A 14,150-nucleotide genomic window follows, 5' to 3' on the forward strand; every position below is an offset into this window, starting at 1 on the left:
AGACCTAGCTCGCCGCGGAGCGCTGCTTCAGGCCGGGAATGATGGCCAGCAGGCGGTCGACCGACAGCGGCTTGCCGAGGTGGGCGGAGAAGCCCGCCTGCCGCGCCGCCGCGATGTCCTGCTCGCGTCCGAGCCCGGTGACCGCCACCGCCGGCAGGGTGGCGTAACGCGGCATCTTGCGGACCTCGCGCAACAGGCCGTAGCCGTCCATGTCCGGCATCGAGATGTCCGAGATCAGCAGGTCGATGTCTTCCTGGCCGAGGATGCCGAGCGCCTCGCGGGCGCTGGTGGCGACCTTCACGTCGGCGCCATACATTTCCAGCAGCGACTGCATGACCAGCACCGCGTCCTCGACGTCGTCCACCAGCAGCACGCGCAGGCCGGCGATGTCGGCCGGGGTCTCGCCCGCGCCGCCGCCAAGGTCGTGGCCAGCCTGTTCGATGAGCGGCAGCCAGACCGAGAAGCAGGCGCCCTTGCCGATGCCTTCGGAATGCGCTTCGATGCGCCCGCCGTGCAGGTTGACCAGTTCGCGCACCAGCGCCAGGCCGATCCCGAGGCCACCCTTGGCGCGCGTGGTGACGGAATTCGGCTGGCCGAACATGTCGAACACCTTGGCCAGGCTGCCTGGCGCGATGCCTTGTCCGCTGTCGATCACGTCGAGGCGCATGGCGCCGTCCACGGCCGCCAGCCTGATCTGGATGCTGCCACCCTGGGGCGTGAACTTGATGGCGTTGCTGAGCAGGTTCATGACGATCTGCTCGAAGCGCACGGCGTCCGCCATCACGACCAGCGGCTTGTCCAGGCCCCAGGCTTCGATCAGCAGGCCGCGGCTGGATGGGTCGGCGCGGGCGACGTCGATGATGGCGCCGACCAGTTTGTCGGCATGCACCGGCGCCACCGACAGCGCCAGCTTCCCGGTGCGCACGCGCGACAGGTCGAGCAAGTCTTCGATGATCTTGGCCTGGCTCAGCACCGAGGAGCGGATCGTTTCGGCGCAGCGTGCTGCAAGGCTGGACGCCCTCACTTCCGGAATGCGCGACAACAGGTCGGCGTTAATGCCGATCATGTTGAGCGGCTGGCGCAGTTCGTGCGACATGATGGCGAGGAACTGGTCCTTCATCGCCGCCGCATGCTCGGCGCCGGTGCGCTCGCGGTGCTCGAGGTTGAGCGCCTCGTCGCGCTCGCTGATCTGGCGCAGGCGCTCGGTTTCGTCGCGCGCGATCTTGGCAAAGCCGTACTGGGCGGCGGGTCCGAGCGGGTTGGTGACGCCGCTGGCGTAGAAGCGGCTGCCGTCCTTGCGCAGGTGCCAGCGCTCGTCCTCGGAGCGGCCTTCCTCGCGGGCGCGGCGCATCTCTTCCTCGCGCGCGCCGCGCATCCGGTCTTCGGGCGTGAACAGGGTGTCGAGCGAGCGGCCCAGCATGTCGTCCTCGTCGTAGCCGAACATGCGCTCGGCGCCCTTGTTCCAGCTGGTGACGCGGCCGTCGGCATCCATCGTGATGATGGCGTAGTCGTGGGTGCTCTCGGCCACCATGCGCATGCGCGCCTCGCTGGCGCGGGCCTTTTCCTCCGCCTGGCGGCGCGCGGTGATGTCGAAGAAGGTCATGATCGCGCCCTCGATCCTGTCCTCCGTGGTGCGGTAGGGCAGCAGGCGCACGATGTACCAGCGGCCGTCGGTGCTGCGCACCTCGCGTTCGACCGGGCGCAGGGTCTCGAAGGTGGCGCTGACGTCGTCGGCCAGCTCGTCGTAGTCGAGCCGGTGGGTCAGGTCCAGCAGCGAGCGGCCGAGGTCGGAGGCGATCACGCTGAAGATGTCGGTCGCGCGCGGCGTGAAGCGCTTGATGCGCAATCCGCTGTCGACGAACACGGTGGCGATGTCGGTCGAGGCGATCAGGTTGTTCAGGTCGTCGTTGGCCTTGCCGGTTTCCTCGACCTTCACCTTGAGCTCGTAGTTGACGGTGATGAGTTCTTCGTTCACCGACTGCAGCTCTTCCTTGCTGGTCTCGAGTTCTTCCGTTGCCGAGCGCAGCTCTTCGTTGATCGCCTGCAGCTCCTCGTTCGAGGCGCGCAGCTCCTCGGTCGAGATCTCGGAATGCTCGATGGTCTCCTGCAGCTGCTCCTTGGTGCGCTGCAGCTCGGTCTCGAGCTGGGTCAGGACCAGGTCGTCGCGCGGGGCGCCGGCCGGCACCGGCGCGGTATCGGGCGGTATTTCCTCGAACACGACCAGGGTGAAGCTTTCCGCACTGCCTTCGTCGCTGAAGGGCGAGACCTTCATGCCGACGATCGCACTGCGTCCCTGGACCTCGACCAGGATGTGGCGGCACTCGACCGCCTCGTTGCCCTGCTGGACCTGGTACAGCGCGCTGCGCAGCTCCAGCCGCAGTTCCGGCAGGATCAGGGACAGCACGTTGCGCGAGGGCTCGCCGTCGCCCAGCGACAGGAACTGGCCGGCGCGCTTGGAGGTGTGGACCACGTTCCCTTCGCGGTCCAGCACCACCGAAGGCGGCGCGGCCTGGGCCAGCGCGCGCTGGTGGACTTCGGCATACGAGAATTGGCGGCGCGCCGGCGGCCGCTGCATGGATTCCGGCAAGCGGGCGATATGGCCCGAAAGCTGGGTGCTGGAACTCATCGCGCGGGCGGTCGGGCGGGCGCGGTAAATGCGGTTCTTCTTGTCGATCGGGACGAAGAAATCGGCCACGGCCTCCGCCGATTCAGAGCCGCCCAGGAACAGGTAGCCGCCCGGCTTCAGCGCGAAATGGAACATCTCCAGCACGCGCGCCTGGACTTCACGGTTCAGGTAGATCAGCAGATTGCGGCAGGAAACCATGTCGAGCCGCGAGAAGGGCGGGTCGCGCAGCACGTTGTGCGAGGCGAACAGGATGCGGTCGCGGATCGGCTTGCGGATGCAGTAGCGGTCGTCGTCCTTGGTGAAGTGGCGCCGCAGCCGGCTGGGGGCGATGTCGGTGATGATCGAGGCCGGATAGGCGCCGCTGCGGGCCTGGGCGATGGCGTCGTTGTCGATGTCGGAAGCGAAGACCTGGTAAGGCGGCGGGTGCGCCATCTCCGACGCGTGATCGTCCAGCAGCATCGCCAGCGAATACGCTTCCTCGCCGGTGGAGCAGGCGGCGACCCAGACCCTGACCTCGTCGGTTGCTGACTTGTCCTTGAAGAGTTCAGGAATGATCTCGCGTTCGATAGCCTCGAAGGCTTCGCGATCGCGGAAGAAGTTGGTCACGCCGATCAGCATGTCGTCGAGCAGCGCGTGGCATTCGCGCGGGTCGCTTTCGAGCAGGCTGCAGTAGTCCGGCAAGGTGTGCACGGAACGCACCTGCATGCGCCGCTCGATACGGCGCAGCACGGTGGCGCGCTTGTACTGTTTGAAGTCGTGGCCGGTGCGGTTCAGCAAGAGAAAGACCACACGCTGCAGCGCTTCCTCCGCCAGCTCGACCGTGTTCTGCTGCGGCAGCAGGGCAATCGGGCCGTCGCCGTCCCCGGACGGGGGCAGCTCGATGATGCGCGCGTTTTGCCACAGTTCGATCAGCTTCTGCGGCATGTCGGCCACCGGCAGGACGAAGTCGACGATCCCGGTGCCGATGGCCGCCTGCGGCATGCCGTCGTGTTCCGCGTCGGCCGGCAATTGTACGATCGTGACGCCGCCCTGTTCCTTGATGCGCGTGAGCCCGACCGCGCCGTCCGAGCCGGTGCCCGACATCACGATCGCCACCGCGCGCTCGCGGTGCACCTCGGCCAGGGTACGGAAGAACAGGTCGATGGCGATGTGGGCGCCGCGCGGACGCTCCAGCGGCATCAGGCCGAGCGTGCCGTCGACCATCGTCAGGTGCCGGTTGGGCGGAATCACGTACACGTGGTCGGCTTCGATGTCGACCGTCTGCACCACCTGGGTAACCGGCATGCGGGTAGCGCGCTGCAGGATCTGGTCAGCCGAGCTCTCGTGCGTCGGCGACAGGTGGAGAATCACCACGAAGGCCATGCCTGTGTTCTGCGGCATGTGTTCGAAGAAGCGCAGCAGCGCCGGCACGCCCCCCGCTGACGCACCGATTCCCACCACTGGAAACTTGAGCGTGCTCGGCACGACGTCGGGGTTGGAGGGAATGCTTGGCGAACTGTCGGTATCGTACATGGAAGGCTTCTAGCTGATTGAAGGCCCAGTGTAGTGCATTTACGCGGCGACTCGCCCAAAAACGATGAAAACTTTATATCGCAGCGGACGTCATGCAGGATACCGAAGAGCTGGACTCAGCGGCGGTTGGTCTTCATCGCTTTCTCGACTTCGCGCTTGGCGTCGCGGTCGCGCTCGGTGTCGCGCTTGTCGTGCTGCTTCTTGCCCTTGGCCAGGCCGACTTCGCATTTCACGCGGCCGCCCTTGAAGTGCAGGTTCAGCGGCACTAGCGTGTAGCCGGAACGCTCGACCTTGCCGACCAGTTTTTCGATTTCGGCCTTGTGCAGCAGCAGCTTGCGGGTACGCAGGGCTTCCGGATGGCTCCAGGCGGACGTGGCGGTGAGGGCGCTGATGTGGGCGCCGAACAGGTAGAGCTCGCCGTTGCGGACGACCACGTAGGCTTCCTTGATCTGGACACGGCCTTCGCGGATCGCCTTGATCTCCCAGCCCTGCAGGACCAGGCCGGCCTCGTAGCGGTCCTCGATGAAGTAGTCGAAAAAGGCTTTCTTATTATCAATAATACTCATGAAATAGCTAAAATGCGCGTGTCGGTTAAACTACTGTTAATCCAACATCATAACAAACGGCTGACAAATGGCAGTAGTGCACAAATCAGTTTTCTTGGGCTATAGCGCCGAGCAAATGTTCGACCTCGTTGCGAAGGTCGAGGATTATCCCAAGTTTCTCCCCTGGTGCAGCGGCGTGAAGATCATCGAGCGGACCGACGAAAACCTGACGGCTTCCCTGCAGATCAACTTCCATGGCGTGAAGCAGAGCTTTACCACCGCCAACCACAACCAGCGCCCGACCCAGATGAAGATGCATCTGGTGGACGGTCCCTTCAAGATGCTGGAAGCGGTCTGGTCCTTCAAGTCCCTGCGCGCCGACGCCTGCAAGATCGACTTCGACATGCAGTACGAGTTCTCCAGCGTCCTCCTGGAGCAGATCGTCGGGCCGGTGTTCGGCATGATCGCCAACACCATGGTCGATTCCTTCTGCAAGCGTGCCGAGCAGGTCTATGGCGTCTGACATGGACGAGCTGCAGGTATACGTGGCGTACGCCACGCCGCAGGACGAATTCATCCGGCCGATGCGCGTGGCGCCCGGCACCACCATCGGCCAGGCCATCGAAGGCAGCGGCGTGCTGGCGCGCTTCCCGGACATCAACCTGGTGACCCAGCCGGTCGGCATCTACGGCAAGAAGAAGACGCTCGACACCGTGCTGCGCGAACGCGACCGCGTCGAGATCTATCGCCCGCTGGTGGCCGATCCCAAGGATTCGCGGCGCAAGCGGGCGGCGAAGAAAGCCGCGTAGGGTGGGCACACCGTGCCCACGCCGGAGCTAGCGGTCTACAGACAGCACACGTGGGCACGGGGTGCCCACCCTACATCATCTGCAGTTGGCTAAAAGCCGCTGCGCCCGCTGCTGTTCACGTCCGCGATCCTCGTCGGACATGATCTCCTGCTCGCCTTTCTTGTTGGTCCACTCCAGCTTGCGCACCGTCTCCAGCTGCTTTTGCGCGCCGCGCGCCCAGGTGCACTGGGCGGCGCGTTCCTGCCGGCTCTTCGCGTCGGCTTCGCGCTCATCCTTTTCCCGCTTGGCGGACCGTTCGCGGTAGTCGGCTTCGCGTTTCTGCCAGTCCGGTGCTGCCGCCTGGGCCTGGCTGGCCGGTGCCGGTGCCGGTGCCGGTGCCGGTGCGTCGAGTGGCGCCAGTCCGCGCGGCGCTTTCAGGATCTTCGCGGCCGGCGTGCCCGGCGGCGGCGGACGATCCGAAAAGACGCGCGAGCCTTTCTCGTCGATCCAGCTGTACTGGGCATGGGCGAGGAGGGAAGTCAGGGCCAGGGCGCCGGCGCACAGCGGGCGCAGCCATCGAGCGTTCATGGTATTTCCTTGCGTTATCACTGCCCGATTTCGCCACGATTCCCTGTCCCTGTCAATTTTTGGAGAGGCTGAAGAAGTTTTATTCGAGTTTCTGTATAATTCGCTTTTGCGCCTATAGGAAATAAAACTATGCGTCTTCTTCAGAAAGCACTCACGTTCGATGACGTGCTGCTCGTCCCGGCCTACTCCAACATCCTCCCGGCCAACACGTCCCTGCGCACCAAGCTGACCCGGAATATCTCGCTGAACATTCCGCTGCTGTCCGCCGCGATGGACACCGTGACCGAAGCCCGTCTCGCGATCGCGATGGCACAGGAGGGTGGCATCGGCATCATCCACAAGAACCTGCGTCCCGCCGACCAGGCTCGCGAAGTGGCGCGCGTCAAGCGTTTCGAAGCCGGTGTGCTGCGCGACCCGATCACGGTGCCGCCGACGATGAAGATCCGCGACGTGATCGCGCTCCAGCACCAGCACGGCTTCAGCGGCTTCCCGGTGGTGGAAGGTTCGCAGGTGGTCGGCATCATCACCAACCGCGACCTGCGCTTCGAGGAAGACCTGGAAGCGGAAGTGCGCACCAAGATGACCCCGCGCGAAAAGCTGGTGTACGTCAATGAAGCAGCCGATACCGACGAGGCCAAGCGCCTGATGAACAAGCACCGCCTCGAGCGCGTGCTGGTGGTGAACAGCGCCTTCGAGCTGCGCGGCCTGATCACCGTGAAGGACATCCTGAAGTCGCACGAGCACCCGAACGCATCGAAGGACGCGCAGGGCAAGCTGATCGTGGGCGCGGCAGTGGGCGTGGGGGACAAGGACAAGGAACGCGTTGAACTGCTGGTGAAGGCCGGCGTGGACGTGCTGGTGGTCGACACCGCCCATGGCCACTCGCAGGGCATCCTGGACCGCGTGAAGTGGATCAAGGACACCTATCCGCAGGTCGACGTCATCGGCGGCAACATCGCCACCGCGGCGGCTGCGCGTGCGCTGGTCGAAGCCGGCGCCGATGCGGTCAAGGTCGGCATCGGCCCGGGCTCGATCTGCACCACCCGTATCGTCGCCGGCGTCGGCGTGCCGCAGATCACCGCGATCTCGAACGTGGCCGAAGCGCTGGAAGGCACGGGCGTGCCCTGCATCGCCGACGGCGGCATCCGCTACTCGGGCGACATCTCGAAAGCGCTGGCAGCCGGCGCCCACACCGTCATGATGGGCTCGATGTTCGCCGGTACCGAAGAAGCGCCGGGCGAAGTCATCCTATACCAGGGCCGCAGCTACAAGGGCTACCGCGGCATGGGCTCGCTGGGCGCGATGGCCGAAGGCTCGGCCGACCGCTACTTCCAGGAAGCCTCGAGCAAGGCCGACAAGTTCGTCCCGGAAGGCATCGAAGGCCGCGTCGCCTACAAGGGCAGCGTGCTGGCCATCATCTACCAGCTGGTCGGCGGCGTGCGCCAGTCGATGGGCTATTGCGGTTGCGGCACCATCGAAGAACTGCGCTCGAAAGCCGAATTCGTCGAGATCACCTCGGCCGGCATGCGTGAATCGCACGTGCACGACGTGCAGATCACGAAAGAAGCGCCGAACTACCGCTCCGAGTAAAAGATCCCCAAGACGCGGCTTCCGGGCCGCGTTTTTGTATTCGCCATAAGAAGACCCTATGCACTCCAAAATCCTCATTCTCGACTTCGGTTCCCAGGTTACCCAGCTGATCGCCCGCCGCGTCCGCGACGCCGGTGTGTTTTCGGAGGTTTTTCCCTACGATATCGGAGATGACTTCGTCCGCAACTATGGTGCCTCCGGCGTGATCCTGTCGGGCAGCCACAACTCGACCCTCGAAGGCGACTCGCCGCGCGCGCCGCAAGCCGTGTTCGAACTCGGCGTGCCGGTGCTGGGCATCTGCTACGGCATGCAGACCATGGCGGCCCAGCTGGGCGGCAAGGTCGAAAACGGCAAGGTCCGCGAATTCGGCTACGCCGAAGTGCGCGCCCGCGGCCATACCAAGCTCCTGAACGGCATCAACGACTTCGTCACCGACGAAGGCCACGGCATGCTGAAGGTCTGGATGAGTCACGGCGACAAGGTCCTGGAAATGCCGGAAGGTTTCAAGCTGATGGGCTCCACCGACAGCTGCCCGGTCGCTGCCATGGCCGACGAAGAGCGCCGCTTCTACGCGCTGCAGTTCCACCCGGAAGTCACCCACACCAGCCAGGGCGAAGCCATCATCGGCCGCTTCGTGCACGAGATTTGCGGCTGCAAGAGCGACTGGAACATGCCGGACTATATCGGCGAAGCCGTCGAGAAGATCCGCGCCCAGGTCGGCAGCGATGAAGTCATCCTCGGCCTGTCCGGCGGCGTCGACTCCAGCGTGGCCGCAGCCCTGATCCACCGCGCCATCGGCGACCAGCTGACCTGCGTCTTCGTCGACCACGGCCTGCTGCGTAAGGACGAGGGCAAGATGGTGATGGACATGTTTTCGAAAAACCTGGGCGTCAAGGTGCTGCGCATCGATGCCTCGGACCAGTTCATGGGCCACCTGGCCGGCGTGACCGATCCCGAGCAGAAGCGCAAGATCATCGGCCGCGAGTTCGTCGAAGTGTTCCAGGTCGAGGCCGGAAAACTGACCAACGCCAAGTGGCTGGCGCAGGGCACCATCTATCCGGACGTGATCGAGTCCGCAGGGAAGGGCAAGAAGGGCCAGACCATCAAGAGCCACCACAACGTGGGCGGCTTGCCGGAGACGCTGAACCTCAAGCTGCTGGAGCCGCTGCGCGAACTGTTCAAGGACGAGGTTCGCAAGCTGGGCGTGGCGCTGGGCCTGCCGCACGATATGGTCTATCGTCACCCATTCCCGGGTCCGGGCCTGGGCGTGCGTATCCTGGGCGAAGTGAAGCGCGAGTATGCGGATCTGCTGCGTGAAGCGGATGCGATCTTCATCGAAGAGCTGCGCAATACGCCGTTCGCTTCGCCGATGGTGCCGGGCATCGATGCCGGCAAGGCGCCGATCAACTGGTACGAGGCGACTTCGCAGGCGTTTGCCGTGTTCCTGCCGGTGAAATCGGTAGGCGTGATGGGTGATGGGCGTACGTATGAATACGTGGTGGCGCTGCGTGCGGTGCAGACCTTGGACTTCATGACGGCGCAGTGGGCGCATCTGCCGCATGATTTGCTGGGTCGGGTGTCGAACCGGATCATCAATGAGGTTCGTGGTCTGAATCGCGTGGTGTACGATATTTCGGGTAAGCCGCCGGCGACGATCGAGTGGGAGTGAGATTTCTTTTTGGAAACTCTGCTTTGATGGCATGAGGATGCTCGCTTCGGCGAGCATTTTTTCGAGCCCAAACGATACGCCGATCGCCTTCTTGAGTCCGTTCAAAATTGGTACTCGATCCGTCCGACGTTGGCCCGTCGTCGTGGAAGCTTGCAGGATACGTTAGCATCGGTATGTTAGATGCCCGCCCGGCCTGGGCAGGTGAGGGCAGCCAGGCCTCGGCCGGTGTCCAGGGCGTTGGCGGCGTACAGCGTGTCGATCTCGGCTAACCGTCTCGACGCGATCTGCCTGGCGCGGAGCCGCGTCTCACTTATCGGGCCGCCTGCCTCCGCTAGTGCGGCGCAGCCGTATCGCCCAGCACCATTTCCAGCCAGTCCAACTCCTGCTCGATCTGGATGAAGGCGTCGTCGCCGATCTCGTCCCTGGCGCGCAAGTCCTCGATCGCCCGGCGCGCGCCGTCCAGCGCCCTGGCATACAGCGCGCGTTGCTGGGCGGCGGCCTGGCCGTAGGCGGAATCGTCGTTCTTGCGCAGACTGAGCAGGGACTTGAAGCGGTCGCGCACCACCTCCGCGTCCGGCGTGTCATCGAATTCCAGGGCCGTCATCCCGGCCTGGTAGGCGCCGCGCCGGGCCATGCCGATTTCCTTCCCCACCGGGTCGCCGTCATGCAGTTCCAGCTGCCGCAGGAGGGGTTTCAGGGTCAGGCCTTGCAGCAGCAGGGTGCCGAGGGTGACGCTGAAGGCGGCGAACACCACCAGGCCGCGCTGCGGAAAATCGCCCGGCAGGGCCATCGCCGCCGCCAGAGTGACGATCCCGCGCATGCCGGCCCAGGAAATGACGAAGCCGGTGCCGGCGGTCGGACGCATCATCGGACGCGCCGGGTGGAAGCCGTGGCGCCGGTGATGCCAGCGCAGCACGCTGTTGTAGGACATGTGCCAGGCCATGCGCACCACGATCGCAGTGGCCAGCACCGCGCCGCTGACTTGGGCGTACAGGCGCAGCGTGGGCGCGTCCAGGTGGGCCACGATGGGTCGGATCTGCAGGCCGATGAAGACGAAGGCCAGGATGTTCAGGGCGAATACGGCGGCCGCCCACACGGCATTCGTGGCAAGGCGCAGGCGCGCCGGCTGCGGCTTGCGCTTGGCGCGCTTGAGCGTGACGGCGAAGCAGACCGTGGTCAGCACGGCGGACAAGCCGGCGCCTTCCGCGGCGATCCACACGCCGAACGTAAACACGAACTGCAGGATGATCGCGGTCGGGATGTGGCGCACGCGCTCTGTCACGAGCAGGGTGGCGCGCCCAAGCAGAAAGCCGGCCAGCAGGCTGCCGGCGACGCCCAACAGGAAGGCCGGGCCCAGCGCTCTCCAGCTGAATCCCCCGGTCGCCACTGCGCCCAGCGCGAGCCGGTAGATCAGCAGGGCGCTCGCGTCGTTGAGCAGGCTTTCGCCCTCCAGGATCACGATGATGCGGTGCGGGGGGCGCAGCTGCCGCAGCACCGCGGTGGCGGCCACCGCATCCGGTGGCGCGACGATCGCGCCCAGCGCAACGGCGGCGGCCCAGGGCAGGCCGGGCGCCAGGGCATGGGCGATCGCCGCCACCGCGGCGGTGGTGAGGCCGACGGCGCAGACCACCAGTCCCGCGATCGGCGCCCAGTTGTCGCGCAGGTCGCGCACCGACATGTCGTAGCCCGAATCGACGAGCACGGGAGCGACGAACAGCGCCAGCGCCAGCTCGGGCGGCAGGTTGAAGGACGGCGCGATCGGCAGCAGGGCCAGCACCGCACCGCCGAGCGCCAGGAAGACCGGGGGCGGCGCGCGCAGCCGGCGTGCGACAGCCGCCAGCACCGCCGCCGCCGCGAACAGGACCAGCAATTGTTCCAATGCCTTCACAAGCGCGCTCCCCGATGCAAGACGGGCATGCATGGTAAGGCAGGGGGGAACTGCTCGTCGGTACGGCGGCGCACACCGTCCATGGCTGCGGCGTCGCGGGCCGCTCAGGTGCGCCGGACCTCGGCGTCCGGCCTATGATTGTACCCATGCGGGCGCAGATGCGCGGCCGCAGATTGCCAGCGCCATTCCTCGCCAAACCGATCATCATCTGGCCGGCTGGCATATGGCTGATCGACCATTTGAGAGGCGCGGCAAGGGCGTGCTATTCGGCCGGCAGCGGAGTATGAGAGTCAGCCCGGCCGGAAACGATCCAGCAACCACCTGCCGGCAATGCCCGGCAGGCGATCACTGAGGTAGGCGGCCTGGAAGGGCATCATGCCTGCGGACGGGCCTTCCAGCTCGATACGCACCAGCGATCCGTTCTTCAGGTCGTTCTCGATCGACCACATAGGCATGTGCCCCCATCCCAGGCCCGCCCGCAGGAACGCGTGCTTCGCGCCGAGGTCGGCAATTCGCCAAATATTCGTTCCTTGCACACCGTAATCGACGCCATCGGTCAGGCTCGAACGGTCGGTGAGCACAAGCTGGGTTTCTTCCAGCAGTTCCCAAAACGCGATCGGGCCGCCCCGGCCGGCGAGCGGCGATCCCGGCGCCGCGACCGTCACCATTTCTTCGGCAAACAAGCGCTCGGCCGCCAGCCCGGGCGGCAGGAAGGGTAGGGTGCCGGTAATGCCCAGGCTGCAGCGTCCGTTCAGCACCAGTTCGGCGACACGGCCCAGCGCCTCGACGTGCAGCTTGAGCGGTGTCGCGGGAAAGCGCTGTTTGAAGCTGCCGAGCGCATCCGTCAGGCAGCGCTGCGGGAACATGACGTCGACGACGATCGACAACTCCGGTTCCAGGCCGGCGGAGAAGCTGTGCGCTTTGGCTTTCAGCGCGTCGGCGCCCAGTACCACGCGGCGCGCATCTGACAGCAGGTTGTGTCCGTGCGTCGTCAACTGCGGGTAGCGGCCGACCCGCTCGAACAGGGACACGCCAAGCTGCGCTTCCAGGTTGGCGATAGTCTGGCTCACGACCGACTGAGCGCGGCCGATGGCGCGGCCGGCCGCCGAGAAACTGCCCTTGTCGGACGCCGCGACGAACGTGCGTAAATGATCGAGAGAAACGCCGTCAAGCATGTATCTACCTTTTCGATGGCTGGTATCCAATAATATAGGCTTCTCAGAGAGATGGACAGCACCTAGGCTATGTCGCAAAGGAGCTATCCATGTCAAAACAGATTTTTGTGATCGGCGCTTCCGGCTTCGTCGGAAGCACACTGGCCAAGCACTTCCTGGCGGAAGGGCATACGGTAGTGGGTCTTGCGCGCACGGACGAGGTGGCAAGCACTCTGGAATCGCTGGGAGTGCAGCCGGTGCGCGGCGACCTCGACACTGCAATGGCGCCGGTCCTGGCGGCCGCCCGCGCTTCGGACGTGACCGTGTATGCCGCCCAGGTGGCCTTCGAAAGTGAAACTGCCATCGTCCAGGCCTTGTGCGACGGGCTGGCTGGCAGCGGCAAGACCCTGATCTTCCTTTCCGGCAGCGGCGTCTTCATGCAGCGCACCGGCGGCGCATGGAGCGCCGACAGCTTTGCCGAAGACGATCCGTTCGTGCCGGAACCGCTGGCGCTGTCCCGCGTCGACGCGGAGCGGATCGTCCGCGCCGCGGCCGACACTGGGTTGCGTGGCATGGTGATCCGGCCGCCCATGATCTGGGGGCTGGCCGACAAGGGGTCTGTGGCCCAGATCTATCGCTCAGTCGCGCTCACGGGTTCCGCCTGCTATATCGGCTCTGGCCTGGCAGCCTATTCGAACGTCCATGGCGCCGACCTGGCGCGCCTGTTCTCGCTCGCCATCGAAGACGGGAAGGCCGGTGCGCTTTACCACGCCGCTGCCGGTGAAATTCCCTATCGCTGGATTGCCGAAGCGGTGGCGCGCGACATGGGCGTCGCGGCGCGTAGCCTGACCATGGAGGAAGCGAATGCCGTCTTCGGACCTTTCGGGGCGCTGATCCTCTCGGCCTGCAGCCGCTCGCGCGATCCACGCACCCGCTCCGAGCTCGGCTGGCAGCCCACCCGGCTCGACCTGTTTTCCCAGATCGGCGAACCACGCCTGCGCGCGCTCGCCGTACCCCAACCACACGGAGGAACACAACCATGAACACGCATGAGAACAAGGTCGCCATCGTCACCGGCGGCAAACAAGGCATCGGCCGCGGCATCGCCAATCTGCTCGCACGGCGCGGGGCGAAGGTCGTCATCGTCAACCGCAGCAAGGCGGATGGCGCCGCCGAGGAAATCGGCAACGGCGCTTTCTCGATCGCCGCGGACGTCACCGACGACGCGGATTGGGCCAGGGTCGCGAGCGAAGTGGAAGCGCGCTTCGGCCGTGCCGACATCCTCGTCCACGCCGCCGGCATCTATCCGATGTCGACCCTCGACGCCATGAGCTCGGACGAATGGCACCGTGTGATGTCGGTGAACCTCGACGCGCACGTGGTCGGCGCGCGGCACATCGTGCCGCTGATGCGCAAGGCCGGCGGCGGCGCGATCGTGACGATCGGCTCCGACGCGGTGGGGATGGTGACGCCGCCCGGCATGGGCTTCTCTCACTACATGGCCTCGAAGATGGGGGCCATCGGCCTGGTGCGCGCGCTGGCCAGCGAACTGGCCTCGGACAACATCATCGTCAACGCCGTCCATCCTGGAATTACGGACACCGAAGGTGCGAGCGGAATGCCGAACGAGCAAAAGGCGCAGATCTACATGCAGCAGGCGATCAAGCGTCTCGGCACGCCGGCCGACATCGCCGGCCCGGTCGCTTTCCTGACCAGCGACGATGCGCGCTTCGTGACGGGACAGACGCTGGTGGTCGACGGCGGCTGGCTGCGCATCTGAGGGAGGCGAG

Annotated in this window: 11 protein-coding genes; 6 read left to right on the forward strand and 5 right to left on the reverse strand. The window is 65.5% G+C overall.

All coding sequences use genetic code 11. The features are described from left to right. Window positions 1–4: 4 nt before the first annotated feature. Together AC07PE_RS10140 and smpB are read right to left on the reverse strand one after the other, a co-directional pair. Window positions 5–4,138, reverse strand: a complete 4,134-nt coding sequence (locus tag AC07PE_RS10140; RefSeq protein ID WP_498763792.1) for a CheR family methyltransferase — start codon at window positions 4,136–4,138, stop codon at window positions 5–7. A gap of 116 nt (window positions 4,139–4,254) precedes the next feature. Next, the gene (smpB, locus tag AC07PE_RS10145) at window positions 4,255–4,704 is read right to left on the reverse strand and encodes an SsrA-binding protein SmpB (RefSeq protein WP_379770113.1); all 450 of its coding nucleotides are present in this window, start codon (window positions 4,702–4,704) and stop codon (window positions 4,255–4,257) included. Between the two features lie 67 nt (window positions 4,705–4,771). Between smpB and AC07PE_RS10150 the strand changes: the two genes are divergently transcribed. Next, window positions 4,772–5,206: a type II toxin-antitoxin system RatA family toxin gene (locus AC07PE_RS10150; protein WP_498763795.1), complete on the forward strand. Its 435-nt coding sequence runs from the start codon at window positions 4,772–4,774 to the stop codon at window positions 5,204–5,206. Window position 5,207: 1 nt separating this feature from the next. After that, the gene (locus tag AC07PE_RS10155) at window positions 5,208–5,492 is read left to right on the forward strand and encodes an RnfH family protein (RefSeq protein WP_498763797.1); all 285 of its coding nucleotides are present in this window, start codon (window positions 5,208–5,210) and stop codon (window positions 5,490–5,492) included. A gap of 75 nt (window positions 5,493–5,567) precedes the next feature. Here AC07PE_RS10155 and AC07PE_RS10160 read toward each other — a convergent pair whose 3' ends face one another. Further along, window positions 5,568–6,059, reverse strand: a complete 492-nt coding sequence (locus AC07PE_RS10160; RefSeq protein ID WP_498763799.1) for a DUF4124 domain-containing protein — start codon at window positions 6,057–6,059, stop codon at window positions 5,568–5,570. A 129-nt stretch (window positions 6,060–6,188) separates the two neighbouring features. Between AC07PE_RS10160 and guaB the strand changes: the two genes are divergently transcribed. Both guaB and guaA read left to right on the forward strand, forming a co-directional pair. Then, on the forward strand, window positions 6,189–7,649 hold the full coding sequence (gene guaB, locus AC07PE_RS10165; RefSeq protein ID WP_498763801.1) for an IMP dehydrogenase: 1,461 nt from the start codon (window positions 6,189–6,191) through the stop codon (window positions 7,647–7,649). Between the two features lie 58 nt (window positions 7,650–7,707). Next, entirely contained in the window at window positions 7,708–9,318 is a 1,611-nt protein-coding gene (gene guaA / locus AC07PE_RS10170; protein ID WP_498763803.1) for a glutamine-hydrolyzing GMP synthase, read from the forward strand. Between the two features lie 331 nt (window positions 9,319–9,649). Here the strand turns inward: guaA and AC07PE_RS10175 are convergent, their stop codons facing one another. Both AC07PE_RS10175 and AC07PE_RS10180 read right to left on the reverse strand, forming a co-directional pair. Then, entirely contained in the window at window positions 9,650–11,206 is a 1,557-nt protein-coding gene (locus AC07PE_RS10175) for a cation:proton antiporter (RefSeq protein ID WP_498763805.1), read from the reverse strand. Between the two features lie 290 nt (window positions 11,207–11,496). After that, on the reverse strand, window positions 11,497–12,381 hold the full coding sequence (locus tag AC07PE_RS10180) for a LysR family transcriptional regulator (RefSeq protein ID WP_498763807.1): 885 nt from the start codon (window positions 12,379–12,381) through the stop codon (window positions 11,497–11,499). An 89-nt stretch (window positions 12,382–12,470) separates the two neighbouring features. On the opposite strand from AC07PE_RS10180, the gene AC07PE_RS10185 reads away from it, so the two are divergent. Together AC07PE_RS10185 and AC07PE_RS10190 are read left to right on the forward strand one after the other, a co-directional pair. Then, window positions 12,471–13,403, forward strand: a complete 933-nt coding sequence (locus AC07PE_RS10185; protein WP_498763809.1) for an NAD-dependent epimerase/dehydratase family protein — start codon at window positions 12,471–12,473, stop codon at window positions 13,401–13,403. After that, window positions 13,400–14,140, forward strand: coding sequence for an SDR family NAD(P)-dependent oxidoreductase (locus tag AC07PE_RS10190; protein ID WP_498763811.1), 741 nt, complete (start codon window positions 13,400–13,402; stop codon window positions 14,138–14,140). The genes AC07PE_RS10185 and AC07PE_RS10190 overlap by 4 nt, the downstream gene beginning before the upstream one ends. Window positions 14,141–14,150: the final 10 nt, after the last annotated feature.

It is taken from the genome of Telluria sp. GW821-FHT07G12, from assembly GCF_059418525.1.